Annotated in this window: 21 protein-coding genes; 20 read left to right on the top strand and 1 reads right to left on the bottom strand. The window is 41.6% G+C overall.

Features of this window, described 5'->3' with window-relative positions; all coding sequences use genetic code 11:
- Positions 1 to 196: 196 nt before the first annotated feature.
- The 19 genes from VF06_RS16335 (at position 197) to VF06_RS16420 (ending at position 21,976) form a co-directional block, all read left to right on the top strand.
- Positions 197 to 1,039, top strand: a complete 843-nt coding sequence (locus VF06_RS16335; protein WP_099067471.1) for a YaaW family protein — start codon at positions 197 to 199, stop codon at positions 1,037 to 1,039.
- A complete protein-coding gene (locus VF06_RS16340; protein WP_099067470.1) occupies positions 1,021 to 2,475 on the top strand; it encodes an O-antigen ligase family protein in 1,455 nt (484 codons plus the stop codon). The genes VF06_RS16335 and VF06_RS16340 overlap by 19 nt, the downstream gene beginning before the upstream one ends.
- Before the next feature lie 506 nt (positions 2,476 to 2,981).
- Positions 2,982 to 4,175: a caspase family protein gene (locus tag VF06_RS16345; protein WP_099067469.1), complete on the top strand. Its 1,194-nt coding sequence runs from the start codon at positions 2,982 to 2,984 to the stop codon at positions 4,173 to 4,175.
- 201 nt (positions 4,176 to 4,376) lie between these two features.
- Positions 4,377 to 7,430, top strand: a complete 3,054-nt coding sequence (locus tag VF06_RS16350) for a CHAT domain-containing tetratricopeptide repeat protein (RefSeq protein ID WP_099067468.1) — start codon at positions 4,377 to 4,379, stop codon at positions 7,428 to 7,430.
- A 208-nt stretch (positions 7,431 to 7,638) separates the two neighbouring features.
- Entirely contained in the window at positions 7,639 to 8,160 is a 522-nt protein-coding gene (locus tag VF06_RS16355; protein WP_099067467.1) for a Ycf51 family protein, read from the top strand.
- 1,031 nt (positions 8,161 to 9,191) lie between these two features.
- The gene (locus VF06_RS16360) at positions 9,192 to 10,385 is read left to right on the top strand and encodes an iron-containing alcohol dehydrogenase family protein (RefSeq protein WP_099067466.1); all 1,194 of its coding nucleotides are present in this window, start codon (positions 9,192 to 9,194) and stop codon (positions 10,383 to 10,385) included.
- Positions 10,382 to 11,587 (top strand): aspartate aminotransferase, encoded by a 1,206-nt coding sequence (locus tag VF06_RS16365; RefSeq protein ID WP_099067465.1) that lies wholly within the window; start codon positions 10,382 to 10,384, stop codon positions 11,585 to 11,587. The genes VF06_RS16360 and VF06_RS16365 overlap by 4 nt, the downstream gene beginning before the upstream one ends.
- A gap of 95 nt (positions 11,588 to 11,682) precedes the next feature.
- Entirely contained in the window at positions 11,683 to 12,006 is a 324-nt protein-coding gene (locus VF06_RS16370) for an ArsR/SmtB family transcription factor (protein WP_099067464.1), read from the top strand.
- Positions 12,007 to 12,187: 181 nt separating this feature from the next.
- Entirely contained in the window at positions 12,188 to 12,898 is a 711-nt protein-coding gene (locus VF06_RS16375) for an MIP/aquaporin family protein (protein WP_099067463.1), read from the top strand.
- A gap of 13 nt (positions 12,899 to 12,911) precedes the next feature.
- The gene (locus VF06_RS16380; RefSeq protein WP_099067509.1) at positions 12,912 to 13,346 is read left to right on the top strand and encodes an ArsI/CadI family heavy metal resistance metalloenzyme; all 435 of its coding nucleotides are present in this window, start codon (positions 12,912 to 12,914) and stop codon (positions 13,344 to 13,346) included.
- Positions 13,347 to 13,352: 6 nt separating this feature from the next.
- Entirely contained in the window at positions 13,353 to 13,748 is a 396-nt protein-coding gene (gene arsC, locus VF06_RS16385) for an arsenate reductase, glutathione/glutaredoxin type (protein WP_180267308.1), read from the top strand.
- 349 nt (positions 13,749 to 14,097) lie between these two features.
- Positions 14,098 to 14,658: a hypothetical protein gene (locus VF06_RS16390; RefSeq protein WP_099067461.1), complete on the top strand. Its 561-nt coding sequence runs from the start codon at positions 14,098 to 14,100 to the stop codon at positions 14,656 to 14,658.
- Position 14,659: 1 nt separating this feature from the next.
- Positions 14,660 to 15,046, top strand: a complete 387-nt coding sequence (locus VF06_RS16395; RefSeq protein WP_099067460.1) for a C6orf136 family protein — start codon at positions 14,660 to 14,662, stop codon at positions 15,044 to 15,046.
- Between the two features lie 116 nt (positions 15,047 to 15,162).
- Positions 15,163 to 15,378, top strand: a complete 216-nt coding sequence (locus VF06_RS39215; protein ID WP_143861696.1) for a hypothetical protein — start codon at positions 15,163 to 15,165, stop codon at positions 15,376 to 15,378.
- A 21-nt stretch (positions 15,379 to 15,399) separates the two neighbouring features.
- Positions 15,400 to 15,582 (top strand): hypothetical protein, encoded by a 183-nt coding sequence (locus VF06_RS16400; RefSeq protein WP_100793649.1) that lies wholly within the window; start codon positions 15,400 to 15,402, stop codon positions 15,580 to 15,582.
- Positions 15,583 to 15,756: 174 nt separating this feature from the next.
- Positions 15,757 to 16,038, top strand: a complete 282-nt coding sequence (locus VF06_RS16405; RefSeq protein ID WP_099067508.1) for a hypothetical protein — start codon at positions 15,757 to 15,759, stop codon at positions 16,036 to 16,038.
- Between the two features lie 317 nt (positions 16,039 to 16,355).
- Positions 16,356 to 17,534: a TRC40/GET3/ArsA family transport-energizing ATPase gene (locus VF06_RS16410; RefSeq protein WP_099067459.1), complete on the top strand. Its 1,179-nt coding sequence runs from the start codon at positions 16,356 to 16,358 to the stop codon at positions 17,532 to 17,534.
- 587 nt (positions 17,535 to 18,121) lie between these two features.
- A complete protein-coding gene (locus tag VF06_RS16415; protein ID WP_099067458.1) occupies positions 18,122 to 21,451 on the top strand; it encodes a GAF domain-containing protein in 3,330 nt (1,109 codons plus the stop codon).
- A 372-nt stretch (positions 21,452 to 21,823) separates the two neighbouring features.
- Positions 21,824 to 21,976, top strand: a complete 153-nt coding sequence (locus tag VF06_RS16420) for a lmo0937 family membrane protein (protein ID WP_099067457.1) — start codon at positions 21,824 to 21,826, stop codon at positions 21,974 to 21,976.
- A 263-nt stretch (positions 21,977 to 22,239) separates the two neighbouring features.
- Here the strand turns inward: VF06_RS16420 and dnaN are convergent, their stop codons facing one another.
- Positions 22,240 to 23,403, bottom strand: coding sequence for a DNA polymerase III subunit beta (gene dnaN, locus VF06_RS16430; protein WP_099067456.1), 1,164 nt, complete (start codon positions 23,401 to 23,403; stop codon positions 22,240 to 22,242).
- Between the two features lie 177 nt (positions 23,404 to 23,580).
- Here dnaN and VF06_RS16435 point away from each other — a divergent pair, with 177 nt between their 5' ends.
- Positions 23,581 to 24,816 carry an LL-diaminopimelate aminotransferase gene (locus tag VF06_RS16435; protein ID WP_099067455.1) on the top strand — a complete coding sequence of 412 codons (1,236 nt, stop codon included), beginning with the start codon at positions 23,581 to 23,583 and terminating at the stop codon, positions 24,814 to 24,816.
- Positions 24,817 to 24,890 lie beyond the last annotated feature (74 nt).

The raw sequence follows: 24,890 nt of genomic DNA on the forward strand, positions 1-24,890 counted from the left end.
TTGTCATGGTTAGTAATCCTTCATAGAAGCAAGCTATAACTAGTGTCTTTGCACCAGAAAGGTAATCAGGCAAGAGACTTATCTCTCAATCGTTAGTTATCATCAAATGACAAACGAGAAAATTACTACTAATGACTGCTGAAAGCTAATAGTAGAATAAGGTACAGAAAAGCTGCACGGAAAGGAGGAAGCAAAATTGGATGAGATGAGGGCGGCGCTAGAGTTAGCGACTGAGGAAGAACTACAAGACTTAACGGCAATTTTATTTAGTCGTAAGTTCAATCCCCTAGACTACGTTCATACACCCGAACCCATCGAAGTGCAAAGCCAAGACCGTAAAGCTTGGCTAGATGCACTAGAAGGTCGCTTCCGCTTTTTGGCGGCAGATGGGATTACAGTATTGCGGGGACGCACAGACCAAGTAACTTACCGACAAGCACTCGTTCAAGTATGCAAGTATCTAAAAATTACTTATTCTAATCAGTTGACAACCGTTGATTTAGAAGCAGAAGTATTTTTACATCTGCTAGGACAGGTGTGGAAAAAATTGCCAGAACAAGAAAAACAAAAATTGACTCTACGGATACAGCGTCAGCTTATCAAATCAGATTTAAAACAACCTTTACCACTTTTATTGCAACGCGATCCCTTGGGGCTACTTTTTAAAGGCGGTAGTGCGTTGGTTGTTACTTCCATCCTCCAACCAGTTGTACTCAAGCAAATTGCCCGTCAATTTGCCATACACCTTGCCACCTACGAAGTAGCTAAACAGGCGGCCATTAAAGGCACGGAAGCTGCAACAACTCAGTTTCAAAGCTATGTAACTATGCAAATGGCCAGACGTGGTATGACGGTGAGTGCAGCTCGTTATGGAGCAGTTCGCACCATGTTTACTGTGATTGGGCCAGTGATGTGGGCTTGGTTTTTTGCGGACTTGGGATGGAGAGCGATCGCTACTAACTATGGTCGCATCATCCCCACTATTTTCGCCTTAGCTCAAATTCGTCTCACTCGCGCTGAATGTTGGGAGCCAGCTTGAATAAAGCTTTTTACCATTTCAACTGCCGTTGGAACTACTCTTTATTAGCACTGTTAATTTACCCGTTGAGTCCTTTTGTGGGGGCTGTGACTGTAGTTTTGGTATCATTCATCACTTGGATGAAAGAATACCGCCAAATTAGCCGCCGCCCCCTCAATTGGGGATTTGCCCTTTTAAGTCTGTTGCTAATAGTTAGTTGTGGCTTTGCCCAAAACAAAATAGAAGCCTTCCTCGGCTTATTTAATTTTTTACCATTTTTTCTCGTTTTCGCCGCTTTCAGCACCCTGATTCAAACAACTTTCCAATTGCGGCAAATGGCTTGGGCTTTGGTGATAGGTTCAATGCCAGTGACGATTCTCGGCTTGGGACAATTATTTTTAGGCTGGAATTTTAAGTTAAAAATTTTGTGGATTGTCTTGGAATGGACGATCGCACCAGGAGGAAATCCACCAGGGCGAATAGCTTCATTATTCTTGCACGCCAACACCTTTGCAGCTTACTTAGTAATAGTGTTCATCGTCAGTCTAGGGTTGTGGCTGGAACAATGGAAATTGGGCATGGGGAGGCAAGGGAGACAAGGTAGCCATTTTTCTCTCCGAAGTTCCGATGGTCGGAAACCTCCGATCAGACTTCTCTCCTTGTCTACCCCCTCTCCCTTGTCTCCCACCCTGCGAGTTCGCGCTAGCGTCTCCCAAAGAGAAGATAAAGCTACATCTCACCACTCCCCACTCCCCTTTATCTTCCTAACCATCGTGGTGATTATGAATTTCATCACCTTGATTTTTACCAATTCGCGTAATGGATGGGCGATCGCTATTTTTACCTGTTTAGCTTACGCACTGTATCAGGGTTGGCGGATTCTTGTCGGTGGGGTTGTCGGTATCGTCACCAGCGTACTTTTAGCGGCTTTTGCTCCCTCAGCAATCGCTCAGTTTTTTCGCCAGTACGTTCCTGCTTTCTTTTGGGCAAGGTTAAACGACGATTTGTATCCAGATAGACCAGTGGCTTTGATGCGAAAAACTCAGTGGGAGTTCGCCTGGTCTTTAGCTTGGCAACATCCTTGGACGGGGTGGGGCTTACGTAGTTTTACTGCGCTTTACAAAGCACAGATGCAAATTAAGTTGGGTCATCCCCATAACTTGTTTTTAATGTTATCTGCTGAAACTGGTTTTATTGCTACTTTTGTATTTTGCAGTTTACTTGGTTGGATTTTGATTACAGGAGTCCAATTACTGCGAAATTCCAAACACATAGATACAGGAGATAGATTGCTAATTTTCAGTTATCTTCTCACCGTTGTGGGGTGGATTTTATTAAATACTGTAGACGTAACCCTCTTTGATTTTCGTTTGAATACTCTTTCATGGTTAATTTTGGCTGCTACTTGTGGAGTAGTAAATCACTATAAGCAACAAGAAAAGCTTGCATCTAATTGAAATGGCGACTGGCGATTGGAGATTAGGGACTGGGTAATAGAAAAGCTCTGAGAGTGTGTCAGTTGTAGATATTTATAGTGCAGTAGTTGTATGATTTTCCCACCAACCTACAGATTGAATATTTTTAAATAAAAGTTTCTTTATTGTTTTTCAGTGTATGCACTGGGGACATATAAAGGTTGAAGTTAATAACATAACTATATTCACGTCTGTGACTGTGAGTGTGACTAAAACCTAATTAGTCACTGTTGCTGATTGTTGGGAAGGTGTAGGGACAACCCTTTGGGGTTTTCCTGCATGACGGGCATCTCTTGTAGATGCCCTTTTGTATGTTTATTTTTCAGCAAGAAATTGGAATTTTCACATTAAATTATTTTCTGATTTTTGTCATTATTTTTGATCATTTCTTTCTTAAATATTTTGTAAAAAATTACACTTCTATATGGTTGTTTACATACACGAGATGCCATAATTTGGAAAAAATCTCTGGGATGTAAGTAATAAATATGACGTTCAATCGCCGTCAATTTTTGCAATTTACTGCTTCGAGTGTTGCGGGATTTGGATTAAGTCAATTCTTTACGCAAGCCGATCGCTTTGGTAAAGTTCTCGCAAAAACTACACCACGCAAACTTGCATTCCTGGTTGGGATTAACAAATATCCTGGAGAAGGTGCGCTACGAGGCTGTGTTAACGATGTTGAAACGATGCGCCATTTGCTCATATATCGGTTTGGGTTCCAGCCAACAGATATTTTGACTTTGACAGATAAAAAAGCAACTCGTACTGGTATTCTTCAAGGATTTGAAGAACATTTAATTAAACAAGCCAAGTCCGATGATGTGGTAGTGTTTCATTATTCCGGGCATGGTTCGCAAGTTTACGATCCAAATCCCATAACTGAAGAACTAGGATTAAACGGTACTTTCGTCCCTGTAGATTCGGGTTTGCCTGCTGGCTATCCCGAAAAAAGCGGTACAGTGGAAGACATCATGGGGCACACGTTATTTTTGTTGATGTCAGCTTGTCAAAGTGAAAATTTTACAGCGGTTTTGGATAGTTGTTTTTCAGGTGGTGCGATGCGGAATTACAAAGTGCGATCGCGTCCTGGTGGTAAGTCAGCCCTAATTTCAGCAAACGAAAAAGACTATCAAAGAAAATGGCTATCAAAACTCAACCTTTCGCCTTCAGAATTTATCCGCCGCTATCGTGCTGGAGTTGCCAAAGGTGTAATACTCGCAGCCACAAACCCCGAACAAACCGCCGCCGATGCAAGATTTAATGGTTTCTATGCAGGAGCGTTTAGTTATCCACTAACACGCTATCTCTGGCAAAATAGCAGCACCCCAGAAAAAGCGATCGCCCAAGTACTTGAATATTTACATCAAGAAGATTACGAACAAACACCCATCCTTGAAGTCAAGCCTCAAAGCAGGAATGAAAAACAACCTATATTTTTCGTTGATGCAGCAAATACCACAGCCGATGCTGTGATTACCGAAATTACTGGTAATCGAGCAAAACTTTGGCTTGGTGGCGTTGATGTTGGAAATATAGAAGAAGGTTCCCAATTTAGGGCAATGGGTGTCAATAAAGCTAACTCTGCCGAGGTGCAATTAATATCGCGTACTGGATTAGTAGGAATTGCTACAGTTAAAGGTCTTGTAAAACCAGGGATGTTATTGCAGGCGATGGCATAAGCAAGGAGTCAGAATTCAGAATGGGCTAAACGCCCCGCTACCGCTAACAGGAGTCAGAATTCAAAATTGGAAAAGACTCCAACAGTAAAAGTATGGAGTTTTAACAATGAAGAACAAGATCCCCGACTTCTTAAAGAAGTCGGGGATCTATAGCTTTAAGTATTAACCAATCCCCAGTATTTTTTAGTAGAATTTGAGAAAATGTATCAAAAAAAATCCTTTATCTTATTTGCAAGTATTGTCTTAGTTTCGCAAACAGTAGTTACCATAGTTGGACAAATAGAGGCGAGTTTTGCTCAATCTTCAACTACGCGATCGCCACAGACAAGTGCCACTGCTGACAAATTATATGAGGAAGGAATAGAACTATATAATCAAGGCACACCAGCATCATTACGAGAAGCAATCTTCAAATTACAAGAGGCATTACAACTCTCGCGCGATATTGACGATAAAGAATTAGAAGCTAATACCATTCATAATATTGGTAAAGCATACTTTGATTTGGGCAATCAACAACAAGCTATTAATTTTTACAATCAATCTCTATCTTTAATTAGGGCTTTAAATGATAAAAAATCGGAAGCCATTATCCTGGATGATATTGGCACGAGTTACTTAGATTTAGGGCAAAAACAAAAGGCTCTTGAATATTATAATCAAGCACTGTCTATTAACCGCAATCTTGGTAACAAATTTGAACAAGCTATTACTCTCAGTCACATTGCTTCGGTCTATTATCATTCTGAAGATATGGCAAAAAGTCTGGAATATCTTCAGGAATCTCTATCGCTATATCGTACTATTAGCGATAGTAATGGTGAAGCCTATATACTTTTAATTATTGGTAGAACCTATGATAAGTTTAGACAAAACCAAAAAGCTTTAGAGTTTTATAACCAATCTTTATCTATGTATCGTACTTTAAAAGATAAGGCATGGGAAGCAACTGCTCTGAGAAATATTGGTGGAATTTACAAGAAATTAGAAGAAAAACAAAAAGCTCTGGAATATTACAACCAAGCTTTATCTTTGAGGCGTGAAATAGGTCAGACAGCAAAAGTAGTCAATACCCTCAATTTGATCGGCATTATTTATGATGAATTGGGACAACAACAAAAAGCCCTAGAAATTTACAAAGAAGCTTTATCCCTATCACGTAGTATAGGCGATGCCGAAGCAGAAGGAAATACTCTTAGTAATATGGCGCTCGTCTACGATAATTTAAATGATGAGTTAACAGCAATTGGCCTATACGAAGAAGCTTTATCTTTGCGACGTGCGACGGGAGATAAGTATGGTGAAGCAGTTACTCTTAATAATATGGGTAAAGCTCACTGGGTTTTGCGGAACACACAACGAGCGCTTGAGTTGTACAATCAAGCTTTAGATTTGATGCGTCAACTAGGGAGTAAGGAAGGAGAATCTTCTGTACTTGGTAATATTGGTACTCTTTATTCTTCTGTAGGAGAGAAAGAAACCTCTCTGGAATTATTTCACCAATCTCTATCGCAAAACCGTGAAATAGGTGATAAGGAAGGAGAAGCCGTTGCACTTTTCAACATTGCTTCAGTGGAACGAAAAAAAGGAAATCTGGAAGCATCTGTAGATAGTATCAAAAGTGCGATCGCCATTATTGAAGAATTACGTTCTAAAGTGATAAATGAGGAATTGCGAGCAAGTTATTTTGGCTCAAAGCAAAATTATTATGAATTCTACATTGACTTATTAATGGAGTTGCACGAAAAGCAACCCAACAAAGGATATAACGCCCAAGCCCTCCACGCCAGCGAACGCGCCCGCGCCCGCAGTCTCATCGAACTGCTTACCGAAGCCGGTGCAAACATTCGTCAAGGAGTAGATGCAAAATTATCTCAACGTCAGCAAAGCCTGGAAAAAGAACTTAACGCTACCGAATTTCGCAAGTATCAACTACTCCAAGGACAATACACTAAAAAAGAATTAGCCCAAATCAAACAACAAATAGCAACACTCCTCAATCAACTCGAAGAAGTCAAAACACAAATTCGTCTCAAAAGCCCCCGTTATGCTGCATTAACTCAACCGCAACCCCTGACACTCAAAGAACTTCAAAATGAAGTACTTGACGAAAATACAATACTTTTAGAGTATTCGCTAGGCAAAAAGTACAGTTATCTTTGGGCAGTTACTAAGACAGATATTAGCAGTTATAAATTGGGCGATCGCCAAACTATCGAAGAAACTGCCCAAGCATATTACAAGCAAGTCACATCAAGCCAAGAAGTCAATCCTAAAATTGGTCAGCGATTAAGTCAAATGTTACTCAGTCCTGTCGCCAGCAAACTTAAAGGAAAACGTTTGTTAATTGTTGGTGATGGTGCATTGCAATCAATTCCCTTCGCCGCCTTACCTACCCCTGAAACCTCTGTTTCTTCCTTACCAAAGAACGCAAAAGAAAACTTTACTCCTCTGTTGGTACAAAACGAAATCGTTTTGCTTCCCTCGGCTTCAACCATCGCTATCCAAAGACGCGAATTCAAAAACCGACCGCCAGCACCTAAAACCGTTGCAATTCTGGCAGATCCAGTTTTTAACCGCGATGATACACGCTTGCAGGTTACAAATAATCATACTGCCGCAGCCGCAACAACCAGCGAAGTAGTACGTTCGGCGCGGGATATAGGCGTCGTTCTTGACCGCCTGAAGTACAGCCGCCAAGAAGCTGATGCAATTACCAAACTAGTAAGCAATACTTCTCAACGCCTATCATCCCTAGATTTTGAGGCTTCCCGCACCACCGCTACCAATCCCAATCTTGCACAATACCGGATGGTACACTTTGCCACCCACGGACTGATTAACACTATTAACCCAGAATTGTCAGGAATCGTTTTATCTTTAGTCAACCAAAAAGGTGAAGATACCGATGGCTTTCTCCGCCTCCACGATATTTTCAACCTCAATTTACCCGTTGAACTCGTAACTCTTAGCGCTTGCGAAACCGGACTTGGAAAGGACGTGAAAGGAGAAGGTTTAGTGGGCTTGACAAGAGGTTTTATGTATGCTGGAGCAAAAAGAGTTGCTGTCAGTTTGTGGAGTGTCAACGATACAGCAACCGCCAACTTGATGACCAAATTCTATCAACAGATGTTACAAAAAGGCTTGACACCAGTAGCCGCGCTGCGTGCCGCACAGTTGGAAATGTGGCAAACTCAGCAATGGAATGCACCTTATTATTGGGCGGCGTTTGTGGTGCAAGGCGAGTGGCGGTAAGATTTTTGGGAAGCAGGGGAGTGGGGAAGATGACGGAGCAGGGGAGATGAGTTTTTCCCCTGGAGTCCCTGGAGCCTCTTCTGCCCAATGCCCCATACTTCGACTACGCTCAGTACAAGTGCCCAATGCCCCATGCCCTGTTTGGCCGATGTATCAGTAAAATGGTGTTGTCGGTAACGAAAAGAAAGACGCCTCAGTAACTAACCTTATGCTCACAACAGCTGACTTTTTTCAATACACCCAATGGTCTGGTATCGCCACCTTGGTATTCGCTGCTTTAGCAGTGTTGGGTTTTGTTCTCAAATGGGGCATCCGCTTTCGGTTGGTGGGTACAACTGGCTTTATGGTGGTGCTAACAGCTGGTTTATTTGCACTGTCCATAGTCCCCTTGAGTCGTACTGTGATTCCCGGAGCAGTGCGCTACAGTCTAGTTTATGACAATGGCTCAACACAAGCGACGATCGCGGTGTCACCCCAAATTTCTCCCACAGAATTAGATGCAACCTTACGTCAAGCAGCCAGCAATCTTTATTCCTATGGTCGTTCGGGTACACTCCAAGACGACAAGCTAACAGTCCGCGCCCGTACCATTCTGCACCCAGAACCAGGGATTTCTGTCCCAGTTTACTTGGGTCAAGTCAAGCGATCGCTAATTTCTCGTGACAACTCCTCAATGACAGTGGAAATCTATCAAGACAAATTCGCCCAATTGCCGAAATCGAAGGCTTAAGGGGAGATGAGGAGATGGGAAAAAGGGAAAGGGGCAAAGGGCAAGGGGCAAAGTCATAGGAAGAAGCAAAGACCCCTCCTTTAACCTTTAACCTTTTCCCCTATCTTTACCCGAAGGGTTTTGCCCTATGCCCCATTTCCAATGCTTGTGACCAGGATGACATGATTTATTTTGTATTTACTGATACTGTAAATATACAAGCGTTCCTCAACTAATGTGCGTTCGCATAGCGTTCCGAAGGGAAGCACGAGGGAGGGTAACAGCGACGAAACGAGCAAACTGTTGTGGTAAACTTGAACCATCTTGACCCTCACTGCCGTAAGCGAAAACCAAGCTAATAGGTACAGGTTGCAAGGAAAGTTATGGGTCTTGGGAATCAGGACTCCTGCCCTTGGAGGCAATCTAAGACCGATAGGATTATAGAGTCCTGGAGGTAGTTGCCGTTGAATTGGGAAGCCTACAGCATACTGCGTAGCGGTTGATGTAGGTAGTTCACATTAAGATATTCACACTTTAGCGGTTAGACTGTAAGCAAAAATTAATTAGCGTGCGGGTAATGGGTACTGGCAATTGCGATCTGTCAGTTGTTTTTCTAGTTACCGATTTTGCCATTTGCAAAAATATTTGCAGCAAATGAATTGGCTGTAGGACGTACAAATCTACGCCCCTAGTTGATATATTCTGTAGCTGCAATTGCTTGAATGGTAGGACTACGAAGAAAACCCCACTTAGCGATGCCTGCGGCGGTAAACTACGCTTTTTTTGGGAATCTAAGAGTGCTAATGTTATTTAATTATACGGTTGTTCAAAACTTTGATAGTTCGGAATTTTAGATCGATGAGCAGCATAGATTCAAGCAATGTCGTCAAATTACTTAAACGGTGGGCAACAGGCTTTGCTATTTCATGGCTCGGCTAAAATCCAGTTGAAGGGGTGTAAAATTTGTCGTCATCTTTAAAGCTGGCAACAAGTATCCCTGAGGAAAAGTCAATTTGGTTAAGAAATATCAAAGTTTTGGCACACTAGTTTATATGTCTAATCAATTTTCTACTCAACCTTCTTTGTCTACTCAAACTTCTAGTTCATTATTTACCCTGACAATTGCCCCAGCAAAAGTAATCCGTGGTTCTGGTGTGTTGCCAGCCGCCGCAGCAGAAATCATTGGTTTGGGAAATCGTCCTTTGATTGTGGCAGGAGAAGGCACTCTTGCGATCGGCCAAGAAAATCTGCAACCAATTTTAGAAAACCAACATTTACAGACTGCCCAAGCTTCATATAGTCCAGATTGTTGTGAAGCTAGCTTGAAAAGTTTACGCAAGGCAGCCAAAGAACATAAAGCTGATGTGATTATCGGTGTTGGTGGCGGCAAAGCTTTGGATACAGCGAAATTAGTCGCGCAACAATTACAGCTACCAGTGGTGACGATTCCCACTTCTGCGGCTACCTGTGCAGCTTGGAGTGCCTTGTCTAATGTTTATTCAGAAGACGGGGCATTTCTTTATGATGTGGCGCTGTCTCGTTGTCCGGATTTATTGATACTCGATTATGATTTGATTAAAACAGCACCGCAACGTACTTTAATCGCTGGCATTGGTGATGCGATCGCTAAGTGGTACGAAGCCTCAGTTAGTAGCGGGCATTTACAAGACACTTTAATTATCGCCGCCCTCCAACAAGCACGAGTTTTGCGAGATATCCTCTTGCAAAAGTCAGCCGCCGCCCTTAAAGAACCAGGTAGTGAAGTTTGGCGAGAAGTTGTAGACGCCAGTGTGCTACTTGCTGGCGTAGTTGGCGGATTAGGAGGAGCGCAGTGTCGTACTGTTGCCGCCCATGCAGTGCATAATGGTTTAACGCACATTTCGGGACACGGCAGTATTCACGGCGAAAAAGTTGCTTTGGGAATTCTGGTGCAACTGCGTTTAGAAGAAATGCTACAAAACAATCAACTAGCAGCATCGGCGCGGCAACAGTTGTTAAAGTTCTACGCAGAAATTGGACTACCCCAGAAATTAAGTGATTTGGGATTGGGCAATATTACACTAGGTGAGTTGCAAACAGCCGCCGAAATTGCCCTAGCTCCTAATTCTGACATCCATCGACTACCTTTTAAAGTCGCACTGGAACAGTTGATGGCGGCAATGGTTTCTACCACTGCACCTATAGATAGTAGAGATACGATGAATCGAGTTTCGCCCAAGGGAATGAGTGACGAGGTTGAAGCATGAGTTTAAATTGGATAGTGCCAGCAGAACGCATACAAAAATTACCGCCTTATGTATTTGCCCGTTTAGATGAACTAAAAGCTAAAGCACGGGAACAAGGCTTAGATTTAATTGATTTGGGCATGGGAAACCCCGATGGTGCAACACCACAACCAGTGGTAGAAGCTGCAATGGCCGCTTTACAAAATCCCGCCAATCACGGTTATCCTCCCTTTGAAGGCACTGCGAGTTTCCGCCGAGCGATTACTGATTGGTATCGTCGGCGTTATGATGTCATTCTTGACCCTGATAGCGAAGCTTTACCGCTACTCGGTTCTAAAGAAGGATTAGCACATTTAGCGATCGCTTACATCAACCCAGGCGATGTAGTTCTGGTTCCTTCTCCTGCCTATCCCGCCCATTTTCGCGGCCCCGTCATTGCTGGTGGTCAAGTTCATAGCTTGATTCTAAAACCAGAGAATGACTGGTTAATCGATTTAGACGCCATTCCCGATGAAGTTGCCCGAAAAGCCAAAATCCTCTATTTCAACTATCCCAGCAATCCCACCGCCGCCACCGCACCCCGCGAATTCTTTGAAGAAATCGTCGCTTTTGCCCGCAAATATGAAATTTTGCTGGTACACGATTTATGTTATGCCGAGTTAGCGTTTGATGGTTATCAACCTACTAGCTTATTAGAAATTCCCGGCGCGAAGGAAATTGGTGTGGAATTTCACACTTTATCTAAAACCTACAATATGGCTGGTTGGCGCGTTGGGTTTGTGGTGGGTAACCGTCATGTGATTCAAGGTTTGCGGACGCTGAAAACTAACTTGGATTACGGCATTTTTGCCGCCTTACAAACAGCAGCCGAAACCGCTTTGCAACTGCCAGATGTGTATTTGCATGAAGTACAACAACGCTACCGCACCCGCCGCGATTTCCTGATTGAAGGATTAGGGCAATTGGGTTGGGATATTCCTAAAACCAAGGCGACGATGTATCTGTGGGTGAAATGTCCTGTAGGGATGGGTTCCACAGATTTTGCGTTGAATGTGTTGCAGCAAACAGGCGTTGTGGTGACTCCAGGTAATGCCTTTGGGGTTGCCGGTGAAGGATATGTGAGAATTAGTTTGATTGCAGATTGCGATCGCTTGGGTGAAGCTTTACATCGCTTGAAGCAAGCTGGCATCCGCTATCAACCGGAAGCTGTAGTTTCTGCTTGAAAAGCGATCGCCGTTGTCGTTAGTTGATTAGATGAAAAAATACTTGCCTATTCTCACGTGAAAAGAATTCTTCCTTGATTATCAAAACCTAATTCATGCAAACTCCCGCTGCCACTTTTCCTCATTTAATTGCTGCGGGCTTTCACGCCCTTTCCGAACCACTGAGGATTAGTGTGTTGGAATTGTTACGACAGCGAGAATTATGTGTGTGCGATTTGTGCGAAGCCTTGGGGGTAAGTCAGTCGAAATTAAGCTTTCATCTGAAAACCCTCAAGGAAGCTGGCTTAGTTAACTCCCGTCAGGAAGGACGCTGGATTTATTACAGTTTAAATCTGCCCCAATTTAGTCTTTTAGAAGAATATTTGGCAGGTTTTAGGCTTAATAGCGTAATTTCATCTGTACGTCCCTGCTGTGATTAGTGTAGCGTTTTGAAACGCAGAGTAACGCCAAGTCAGCGCCAAGGTACGCAGAGTTTTTATCGAAAAATTCCCTACAAAACTTATGCAAAGCTAAATACTTGACATATCAACTTTTTTTGAAATAGTATCTAATGCATCAACTTTTTTTGAAATGTAGGACGTTGATATGCCTGCAAGGGGCATGGAGTCAAGTTTGCAGATTTGGCTAAGTAAATCGCTGGTGTCTTGCTGGCGAGAGGCTTTAGCAGAGGGAATTGGCACTTTTATTTTAGTGTTTGCGGGTACTGGTGCAGTGATGGCGAACTACCTCAGTGAAGGTGCTATTACACATATTGGTATCAGTTTTGTCTTTGGTGCTGTTGTTGCAGCGTTGATTTATTCTTTGGGGCACATTAGCGATGCACACTTTAATCCGGCGGTAACGTTAGCGTTTTGGAGTAGTGGATTTTTCTCGAAAAAGCGAGTTTTGCCGTATATTTTAGGACAGTTGATGGGGGCGATCGCCGCTTCAACTTTACTATTAATTAGTTTGGGGCGAGTTGCCAATTTGGGGGCGACGATACCGCTAAATGGCAATTGGTTGCAATCGTTGGTCTTAGAATTTGTTCTGACTTTTATATTGATGTTTGTCATTTTGGGTTCGGGATTAGACCGACGCGCCCATATTGGTTTTGCAGGGTTAGCCATTGGGTTGACGGTGGGAATGGAAGCAGCATTTATGGGGCCGATTACCGGTGCAAGTATGAATCCGGCGCGTTCCTTTGGCCCGGCTTTAGTGGGAGGAATTTGGCAGCATCATTGGGTTTATTGGGTTGCGCCTATTTTAGGAGCGCAATTAGCAGTGATAGTATATCGACAGCTTTCTTATGGATTTCGCGATTTCCAAGAATAAAGGAGCAAAATTGATGGCAACTTTAAAAACTCATGTAGCTTTGAATGTGACTAATATTGAAAAGTCTGTGGCTTTTTATCGGGCAATGTTTGGTGTGGAACCTGTTAAATATAAGGTTGACTACGCTAAATTTGATATTGCGAATCCAGCGTTAAATTTAACTTTGAATTTAACTGATAAAGTGCAGTCTGGCGGTGCATTATCTCATTTGGGGATACAAGTTGAAAGTACGCAAGAAGTACAAGCAGCGATACAGCGATTTACAGACGCGGGATTGGCATTATTTACTGAAGATAATACTGATTGTTGCTACGCTTTGCAAGATAAAGTTTGGGTAACAGATCCAGATGGTAACCGTTGGGAGGTGTTTGTGGTGAAGGTAGCAGATACAGCACCGGAAAAAAATGTGGCTGTGGCACAGGGTGTAAGTAAGTCTTGCTGTGGGTAATTAGTGATGAAAAAGGTGATGTTTGTTTGTAAGAAAAATTCTCGGCGATCGCAAATGGCGGAAGGTTTTGCTCGGACTTTAGGTGCAGGGAAAATTGCTGTTGTTAGTTCTGGTTTAGAAGCAAGTCATGTAGACCCAAAAACTATTGATATTATGTCAGAAATTGGCATTGATATTAGCAATCAAACCTCGAAGCCTTTAAGTGATTTTCAAGCTGAAGATTATGATGCTGTGATTTCATTATGTGGTTGTGGGGTTAATTTACCTCAACAATGGGTGTTAAGAGATGTATTTGAAGATTGGCAACTTGACGACCCAGAAGGACAAGCAATTGAAGTTTTTCGTCGCGTTCGTGATGAAGTTAAAGAACGAGTTTTAAAATTAATTGATTCTCTTAATTAAAGCAAGCTCAAGTTGATCGACAAGCCAGAAACGAAGGTAAACACTGTAGGGACTTCCAAGTAAAAAATATTCCATAGAAGATTGTTGACTGTTGACGGTTAACCGTTAACAGTCAACAGTCAACGCTTGAACCAGAATAATTTTTTGGAGTTCCTTAATACCACGGATGATAAAATTTGAGTTGAGCTAAGAAGCCATCCCTCAATTACAGTTAGTATTACGTATGGTAAATGAAAAATTGAGGGCTTGGGCTGGGCATAGGGCATGAAAAAATCCCCTGTTTGGCTTATTCCCGACTTCAACAAATCATCTCGCTGCGTAAATCCTGATAGTGTTTCCTACTTTGCTTATGACACCTGAAGAAATTACGGCTACTTTAACAGAATTATTTGGCACAAATGTTGATGCCAGCACCCCTAATTCTTGGGAAGTCAATACTTCTACTTTTAAACTTTTGGTGCTACTGTCTAAAGATAATACTTGGCTGCGAGTTTTGCTACCAGTATTACCATTACAAGAAGCCCAATCTTTTTTAGCAGAATTTTTGTCAGCTAACTTTGATGAAACTCAGGAAGTACGGTATGCTTTGTATGATGGGCAAATTTGGGCAGTGTTCCACCATAACATTACTACTTTGGTAAAAGTGGATTTTGAAAGAGCGATCGCCCGATTAATTTCTCTACATGAAATAGGTATAGATAATGCCTTCAATCGCTTAGTTGAAACCCGTATCCGCCAAGTTATTAAAGTTGCAAAACTACAAGGACAATCCCTGCAAGCTACCATTCAAAACCTAGAACGTTTTTATGCAGAAGGAATCATGGGTGAAATCGATGAGACTCCAGAGGCGCGAGAAGAAACCCTAGCTGCTTGGCGGCGTCAGTTACAACGCTTATGGGATGAAGTATAAAATGGATATCATTGAAATTCTCAAACAAGACTATCAAAGATTCCCAGTCAATCAAACTTACAGTATTTATGCTCCAGATGTTTATTTTCAAGACCCATTGAATAAATTTCGTGGAGTTAAACGCTATCAAGAAATGATTAATTTCATCCAAACTTGGTTTTTAAATCCCAAGATGGATTTACACAATATTGAACGTTTGGGAAATACAATTAAAACAGAGTGGACACTAAGTTGGAATACCCCTGTTCCTTGGAAGCCACGTATCTCCATTACTGGTTGGAGTGAATTAGGTCTTAATTCTGAGAATTTAATTATCTCCCACATTGATTATTGGAACTGTTCGCGACTAGACGTAATTAAGCAGCATTTTTTCTCTGCAAAAAATTGATATTGCCAGAAATTAATAGCTGATTACTATTACAGTAGAGGCATTGAAGAAGAATTCAGAAGTCAGAATTCAGGAGCAAAGCCGGAGACGCTCCGCCAAGGCGTCAGAATCAATTAGTGGGGGATTCAGACCCGCCACTAATTGTTCGCGTAGCGTCTCCCCTTGGGAGAAGACTACTAAATCGTTCGCGCAGCGTCTCTGAAAGAGAAGATTTAGTGGGGGTCTTAAACCGGATTATTCAGACGCTCCTACGTCGCTCTAAGCGAAGCCATGCCGCAGGCTTTACGCTGCGCTATCCGCCACTCGTACAGAATTCCCAAGCTGAATTCTGACGACTGACGCCTTTATTCTGTTTGATAACTAAGTATCAAACTATAGAAGCAAATGCTGATGGCTGGTTGTGGAGTCAGCAATTAAAGTTATTTTTGGGAGTGTATGAGTCAAAATTACGGTTTTCTAACGCGGATAAGCAGTTAGTAGCGACTCCAGAAGAAAGGGTAAAAGCAGCAGAACGAGAAGCTGAACAGCTAGAGTAGTAAGCACCAAACCCACAGGTAGCCAAGGATACAATACAAGGTACATAACTCCGCGAAGAGCCGATTCTAATTGGTGAATTTACCAATTCTGTTGTAAATATTGAGTTTAGCGATCGCTCCATTCAACCTACAACTTATGATCGATAATAAACTCAACTTGAAAGTGCAATGGCAATGACTGATAAAGAACTCAAACATCTAATTGAGAGTAATGCTAAAACAGTCCAAGCTATGTTGGATGAAATCAGCGAAGCGCGAGAGGAACGCCAAGAACTCCGAGAAGGAATGATTCAACTTCAGAATGCACTGACACAATTAACGAACATACAAGATAAGATAGCTAATTTACTAGTTGCTGTTGATGGCGATCGGCCTACAATTCTGAAAAAACTTTCAGCAATTGAAACCAAGCTCGATCTACTGTTACAGGAAAACCCAACAGATAAATTAGAGTAAATATTGACAAGCTAATCGTCATTCAAATTGCATCTTTGTGTCTGGTGTGTCCCCGTGTAAGAGCGTCTTTCTAACGAATTGAGTTATGCAATTTAAAAGCGCATCAGCTTATTTGGTGTCTCTACGAGTAGTTCTGCGAATCAAAACGGATTCCTATACTATATAAATAGCAGTCAATATGGCAATATAGCTGGATTGTCCCACATATTTATTATTGATCTGCTTGCGCCTAAACGTGTTAAAGCAGCATTTATTTTCCTTAAACAGCCGATAATTGTAAATAAATGTAAAAATCCTTAGGCAGGAAAGAAGCATCCATGCGTGTAATTTTAATGACTGGGAAAGGCGGCGTGGGTAAAACCTCCGTTGCTGCTGCAACTGGACTCCGTTGTGCAGAATTAGGTTATCAAACCTTGGTTTTAAGTACAGATCCTGCTCACTCCTTGGCAGATAGTTTTGATTTGGAAATGGGACACGCACCCCGAAAAATTCGCCCAAATTTGTGGGGTGCAGAATTAGATGCACTGCAAGAACTAGAGGGAAACTGGGGTGCGGTGAAACGTTACATTACCCAAGTTTTACAAGCAAGGGGTTTAGAAGGGGTACAAGCGGAAGAATTGGCAATTTTACCAGGTATGGATGAGATTTTTGGCTTGGTAAGGATGAAACGCCACTACGATGAAGGTGAGTTTGATGTCTTGATTATCGACTCAGCCCCCACTGGCACAGCATTGCGCTTGCTGAGTTTACCGGAAGTCGGCGGTTGGTATATGCGCCGTTTTTATAAACCATTTCAAAATATCTCAGTAGCACTTAGACCTTTGGTGGAACCTCTGTTTAAACCAATTGCTGGTTTTTCGCTACCAGATAAAGAAGTGATGGATGCACCTTATGAGTTTTACGAACAAATTGAAGCTCTGGAAAAAGTATTAACAGATAATACTCAAACCTCAGTGCGTCTTGTGACTAATCCCGAAAAGATGGTGATTAAAGAATCTCTCCGCGCCCATGCTTACTTGAGTTTATATAATGTTGCCACGGACTTGGTTGTGGCTAATCGTATCATCCCCAAAGAAGTAGAAGACCCATTTTTCCAACGTTGGAAACAAAATCAGGAGCAGTATCGCCAGGAAATTCATGATAATTTCCATCCTTTACCGATAAAAGAAGTGCCACTGTTCTCTGAGGAAATGTGCGGACTGGCTGCACTAGAACGCTTGAAGGAAACCCTTTATAAAGATGAAGATCCAACTCAGGTTTATTACAAAGAAACGACTATTCGAGTTGTGCAAGAGCAAAACCAATACAGTTTAGAACTTTACTTACCCGGTATTCCGAAAAACCAAATTCAACTCAGTAAAACTGGGGATGAATTGAATATTACTATTGGGAATCACCGTCGTAATTTAGTTTTGCCACAAGCCCTAGCAGCACTACAACCAGCCGGAGCCAAGATGGAAAATGACTATCTGAAAATTAGCTTTGCGGCAATGTAAAAGTTTGATTTTGTTGATATTTGAAGAAGAATACAGAATTCAGAATACAGAATTCAGCAATCAATCGATAGGGGATTCAGACCCGCTACTGATTGTTCGCGTAGCGTCTCCCCTTGGGAGAAGACGACCAAATTGTAGATTTGGTGGGGGTCTTAAACCAGATTATTCATCCGCTAGTCGTACAAAATACCCGACTGAATTCTTACGACTGACGCCTTTATTCTGTTTGATAAACTTTCAACAAAAACTGCAAACTCAACAGTAAAAATATTTTCTGATAGCTAAGAAGACGCAACAAAAATTTGCGTCTTTTTTTTAATTTTTTATAAATTTAATTAGCTATTTGCCGTAGTTTTACTGAAGACAAATTGCTGAAATTAATTGAAAAATGTCATTAGATTTTAGAAAAAAGAATTCAGGAATCATGTTCGCCACTAAATGAATGAATAAAGGATTTTAAGTCTGCCACTTCAAGCATTGCTAAATTCTGTTAGCGCAGCAGGGCGTAGCCCATTCTGGCTTATGACTTGTGACTTCTCCATTAATCATGTGTGTTTGCAAATTATTAATTTAAGATTTTATCAGCAATGACCTCGAACTCTCACCAAGCTTGGCAGGCAACTGGCCATGAAGAAACTTTACTGCACCGGATTACAAACCGTATCCGGCGGAGTTTAGAATTAGAAGATATTATCACAGTCACAACAGCAGAGGTGCGATCGCTACTGCAAACTGACAGAGTGATGATTTACAAATTTCATCCCGATGGTAGCGGTCAGGTCATTGCTGAATCAATTCACAATAATCGTTTACCGTCACTACTAGGGCTAAATTTTCCTGCTGATGATATTCCATCTGCTGCCCGTGAATTATTTACAAAATCACGAGTGCGTTCTGTTGTCAATGTTGACACTCAAGAAATCGGTCAAAGTCTCCTGCACGATTTAGAAAATGGAGAAACCATCTCAGAGGAAATCTTTTATCGTCCTGTAGACTCTTGCCATGTTGAATATTTAAAGGCAATGGGGGTAAAGTCTAGTGTCGTAGCTCCTATTCTTGACCAAAATCAACTTTGGGGACTTTTGGTGTCTCATAATTCCCAAGCACGTTTGATTTTAGAATCAGAACTACAAGCATTACAAATAATAGTCGATCAATTATCAGTTGCCATCGCTCAAAGTACCCTCTTGACTCAAGTCCGCAAAACAGCTGCCCAAGAAGCCATCATCAACAACATTGCTAGCCTGTTACATTCACTACCGACAATTGTATTGCAGCCAGCCCTAGAAGCCGCCGTTGCTGCCTTTGATGGTGTTGGTGGTCGGCTTTGCATTAGAAATGCAGCTTTTGATTACCACAATGGTAGCGTCACCAGTTTTACAGAATGCTTAATTCCCGGAAATACTTGTATAAAACTGTATACCTGCGGTCAGCAACCCATAATACCAAAACAAACCATATATCCACTCATAGAGCAGTATAGTGCGTGGCAGGAATACTTTAATTTTATAGAAGAATATGATGTTTGGCCGATTTTAGATATTTATCAAATTCCAGGCTGGCGAAGTTTGCAAATTGCTTTTGAAGCAACTAAAATTCGGAGTATGTTGGTGATTCCACTCCACTATCGCCAACAGTTGTTGGGTTATTTAAGTATTTTCCGCAACGAAATAGATATAGAAACTCTCTGGGCGGGACAGTATGACACCGACAAGAGACAATTATACCCCCGGCGATCGTTTGAAGCTTGGCGCGAATCTAAAAAAGCACAGGTACAGCCGTGGACGCCTGAAGAAATTGAACTGGCTAAAAATCTTGGTAAACACTTTGCTTCGGCAGTTCAGCAGTATGAATTATACCAACAAGTCCAAGTCTTCAATGAAAATTTAGAACATCAAGTTAAACGACGCACAATGGAATTACAACGCACAGCCGAACAACAGCAAGCTGTGTTTAAAGTTATTGCCGAGATTCGTGAATCTTTGGAGACAGATACAATTTTTCAAACAACAACCAAAGAAGTTTGTCAACTAATCAAAGCCGATCGCGTTTCTGTTTATCGTTTCGATGGTGATTGGGGTGGTGAATTTGTCGGGGATTTCGAGGCTGCTAGTCCATACTGGTCGAATGAATCCGAACTAGGGATTAATACTATTTGGAATGACACCTACTTGCAAGATACCCAAGGAGGACGCTACCGCCACAATGAAACATTTGCAGTGGATGACATCTACACAATGGGATTTACTCAGTGTCATGTGGAGAATTTAGAGCAATTTCAAATTCGGGCTTTTATACTTGCTCCAATTTTTGTTGGGCAACAACTTTGGGGTTTATTGGCAAGTTATCAACACACTGGCCCTCGTCAATGGAAAGCTCCAGAAATCGATTTTATCAGTCAAATTGCGGCTCAAATGGGGGTAGCACTCCAACAAGCTCAATTACTAACTCAGACACGAGAACAGGCCTTAGATTTGCAACAAGCAGCAGAACAACAACAGGCATTATTTGAAGTTGTAGCGAAAGTAAGGGAATCTCTAGATTTAGATGCAATTTTTCAAACAACCACTCAAGAAATTTGTAAATCACTCAAAGCCGATCGAGTTGCAGTTTACCGTTTTGAAGCTGATTGGAGTGGTGAATACATTGCGGAATTTGTGAATGAAGGTTGGGTAAAGTTAGTCAATTTTGGTAATAATATAATTTGGCGAGATAGCTATTTGCAGGAAACCCAAGGCGGGAGATATCGCCACAATGAAACCTTTGTAGTTGATAATATTTATAAAGCTAATCACTCTGAATGTCACGTTTCAGCTTTAGAAGAAATTCAAGCCAAAGCCTATGCCATTGCACCTATTTTTATTAGGCAAAACCTTTGGGGTTTGTTAGCAGTTTACCAAAACTCTGCACCTCGTGATTGGGAAGCTTCAGAAATTCAATTTATCACTCAAATTGCCAATCAGCTTGGGGTTGCACTCCAACAAGTGGAATTGCTCAATCAGACCAAAGAGCAAAAGGAAAAACTGGCTATAGCTTTGGAGGATTTAAAGCAAACTCAAACCCAATTAATTCAAACAGAAAAAATGTCTTCATTGGGTCAATTAGTTGCTGGTGTTGCTCATGAAATTAATAACCCAGTGAACTTTATTTATGGCAACATTAATCATGTCAGCGAATACGCCCAAGATTTACTGGGAATGCTAGATCTGTATTTGCAAAACTGCCCTAACCCAGACCCAGAAATTCGCGATCGCGCAGAAGAAATAGATTTAGAATTTCTGATTGAAGATTTGCCGAAAACTCTCTCTTCAATGAAAATTGGTATCGATCGCATCCGGCAAATTGTTTCTGGTTTACGCAATTTTTCTCGCCTAGACCAAGCAGAAAAAAAACCAGTTAATATCCACGAAGGTATTGATAGCACATTACTAATTTTGCAGCATCGCTTGAAAGCAAAACCGGAAAGTCCAGCAATTAAATTAGTCAAAGAATACGGTCAACTTCCCTTAGTAGAATGCTATGCCGGGCCATTAAATCAGGTATTTATGAATGTTTTAAGCAATGCGATCGATGCTCTAGAAGATTATCGAGATTCTCAATCAAAAGCTCATAACAGTCAAATTACTATTACTACTTCTCTTGGGCAAATAGACAGTAATATCAAGAGTGTAATAGTTCGCATAAAAGACAACGGCCCAGGTATACCCGAAGACTTAAAGGTAAGAATTTGCGACCCATTTTTTACTACTAAACCAGTAGGAAAAGGCACTGGTTTGGGGTTATCAATTAGTTATCAAATTGTTGTTGATAAACATGGCGGTGTATTTAAATGCGATTCGCAACCAGGATTAGGTACAGAATTTTGGATTGAAATTCCCATTACACAAATTAACAAATCCCACAATCAAATTTCCTAGATTAGCGAGCAAGCCCAGTTTATCTACTATAGCGACCAACGTTCAGATAAGCCTGTTTTTTCTTTTTGCCGTTCAGAGTTCCCTCAATACGTTTTGGATAAGCATCCCTTGTGGTCTGGGAAAAGGTTAAGGGGTAAAGGGTAAAGGATGTATTTGAAACCTTTCCCCTTTGCCCTTTCCCCTTTAACCGAACCGTATTGAGAGTTCCCTTACCTTCATAGAGGATCTTTCTTAACACCAAGTGTATTGAATTTTATCTCTCAAGATGGATGATTTAAATTTTAAAACCTATCTGAAGGTAAATTGAATAAAACTCAACTTAGGCGATAAGATATCTGAACAAATCAAAATTACCTTAGTAAAAGCAAATATATGTTTAGTATACTTTGGGGTGTTGTTGTTGTCCTATTTGCTTTTTGGGCATTAGGATTAGTACTTCATATTGCCGGAAATTTAATTCATGCGGTATTGCTTATAGCTATTGCACTTGCTATTTACAATTTTCTGAAAGTGCGCGATGTTTAAAAATTAAAAAGCAAATCTCCATTATTTATACAAAAGTGCAAAAAGCACTTTTATGGGAAAAGGGAAAAGGTTAAAGGGGAAAGGGAAAATACCAAACCTTTTGCAAAAGTGCAAAAAGCACTTTTATGGGAAAAGGGAAAATACCAAACCTTTCCTCCTTCCCCTTTTCACAACTTCTCTTAGAAGTCTAATGATTACGTATTATTTCTCGCGCGGTGCGTCTGGCGATCGCCAGCTACAATTATGGAAATTTCCTATAAATTTTAACTTCTCAGTTGCACCGGCATAGCTAGATAAGTCATTTTTAAACCACCCAGTGGCGTAAAAATCACTGGAGTTAAACTTTGATTTAAATGCATTTGAATTTCGGTAGATGGTAATTCTTTTAAGCCTTCCATTAAATATTTGATGTTAAAAGCAATTTCTATGTTTTCCCCAGAAATTTGCGCCGGCATTGGCTCTCTACCACTACCTACATCTTGGGCTTCACAAGATAAAACAATTTCTTGAGCTTCGCTATCAATACTGAGTTTGACAATATTATTTTTTTGATCTGCCAGTACAGCAATTCGTTCTAAAGTACTGATAAATTGCCGCCGTTCAATTGTGACTTGTCGCTCAAATTGACGGGGAATCAGTTGTCGATAGGCGGGATATTGTCCTTCTAATGTACGACTGGTCAAGCGTTGATTTTGCCATGCAAACACCACTTGACCTCGATCCAAATATAAAGCCACGGGTTCATCAGATGAAGCGCTATGAGCTAGCATTCGTTGTAGTTCGCGTAATGCTCTAGCTGGGACTGTGACTTCTAATTGATTAGTTCCATCTAGAGGACGTTCGTTGCTAGTTTCTACCACTGCTAGGCGGTGTCCGTCGGTAGCTGCAAATTCTAAAGTATCTTCTTTAACTGTTAAATGCACTCCCGTAAGTACTTGTTTAGTTTCATCAGCACTAGTGGCAAATAATGAACCCCGTAATCCCTCGATTAATGCAGTGGTGGTGAGATGGATAACCTCTGTATTTTCAATTATAGGTAGTTCTGGAAATTCCTCTGGACTCATGGCTCGTACTTCATAATGGCCACTCTTGGGTGTGATTGTTACGCTCACACCTTCGCCACTTGATGTTGGACTAGTGGTGTCCGAGCCATCATCGAGAGTAATTTCGCCCTCTGGAAGACGAGAAATAATGTCTACAAGTAACTTAGCAGGAAGGGCGATGGCTCCTCCTTCCCATACCTCGGCGTTAAAACTAGTACGGATACCCAAACTCAAATCAAAGGCCGTTAAGCTGACTTGATTAGTTTCCGCATCCGCTTGTAACAGCACATTGGCAAGTATCGGATGAGTCGGTCGTGAAGGTACAGCACGACTGACGAGTGAGAGGTTTGTACTGAGGTCGCTTTGGGCGCAAACTAATTTCATAAGTCAGATTCACCTTGTGAAAAATATCCTAACATCACATTCATTCTTAATCAGAATTCAGAATCCAGAATTCAGAATTCAGGAGCCAGAGATAATTATTCCCCACCTCACCACTCAAAACTTATCGCCCAGATAAATTAGCAGTAAGCTATTTTAGGGCGTTTTTCATAATTGAGTATGGCAAGTATTAACGACAACTACCTGAAACTGAAAGCGGGTTATCTGTTTCCAGAAATTGCTCGGCGGGTGAATGCTTTTGCTGAAGCGAATCCTGATGCTAAGATTATCAGACTGGGCATTGGTGATGTTACTGAACCTCTGCCAGAAGCTTGCCGGACAGCGATGATTAAAGCTGTGGAAGAAATGGGCGATCGCAATACCTTTAAAGGCTATGGCCCAGAACAAGGCTATGCTTGGTTGCGGGAAAAAATTGCTGCTCAAGATTTCCAAGCACGGGGAGCCGAAATCGATGCTTCAGAAATCTTTATCTCTGATGGTTCTAAGTGCGACACTGGTAATATCCTAGAAATCTTCGGTCATGACAACACCATAGCGGTTACTGATCCAGTTTATCCCGTATATGTAGATACTAATGTAATGGCGGGAAATACAGGTAAAGCTAACGATAAAGGCGAGTTTGAAGGTTTAGTTTATCTACCAATTTCGGCTGATAACAACTTCACCGCCGAGATTCCCTCACAGAAAGTTGATTTAATTTATCTCTGCTTTCCCAATAACCCCACTGGCGCAACTGCTACCAAAGAATATCTCAAAAAATGGGTGGACTACGCCAAAGCTAATAACTCGATTATTTTCTTTGACGCAGCCTATGAAGCTTACATTACCGATGCATCGATTCCCCATTCAATTTATGAAATTCCAGGCGCAAGAGAAGTTGCGATCGAATTTCGCTCTTTCTCGAAGAATGCAGGCTTTACAGGAACTCGCTGCGCGTTAACTGTAGTACCGAAGACACTCACAGCCAAAGCCGCCGATGGTTCGGATGTGGAATTGTGGAAACTGTGGAATCGTCGCCAGTCCACTAAATTTAATGGCGTTTCTTACATCGTTCAACGGGGAGCCGAGGCGGTTTACTCTCCAGAAGGACAAGCACAAATTAAAGAACTTGTTAGTTTCTATTTAGAAAACGCCAAAATTATCCGCGAGAAACTCACAGCTGCGGGATTATCTGTTTACGGTGGCGTGAATGCGCCTTACGTGTGGGTAAAAACGCCTAATGGTTTATCAAGCTGGGAATTCTTCGATAAATTGCTGCAAACCGTCAACGTTGTGGGAACACCGGGTTCTGGCTTTGGTGCTGCGGGTGAAGGTTACTTTCGGATTTCGGCGTTCAACAGTCGGGAGAATGTGGAAGAAGCCATGAAACGCATCACTGAGAAGTTTAAAGTGTAAAGCGATCGCTCTTTACTGCTTTTGTTAAACTCATTTTATTAGTAAAGGTTACGGTGGGCTATATTATCCACCGA

Origin of the sequence: Nostoc linckia z4 (assembly GCF_002608075.1) — a bacterium.
GTDB classification, from domain to species: domain Bacteria; phylum Cyanobacteriota; class Cyanobacteriia; order Cyanobacteriales; family Nostocaceae; genus Nostoc; species Nostoc linckia.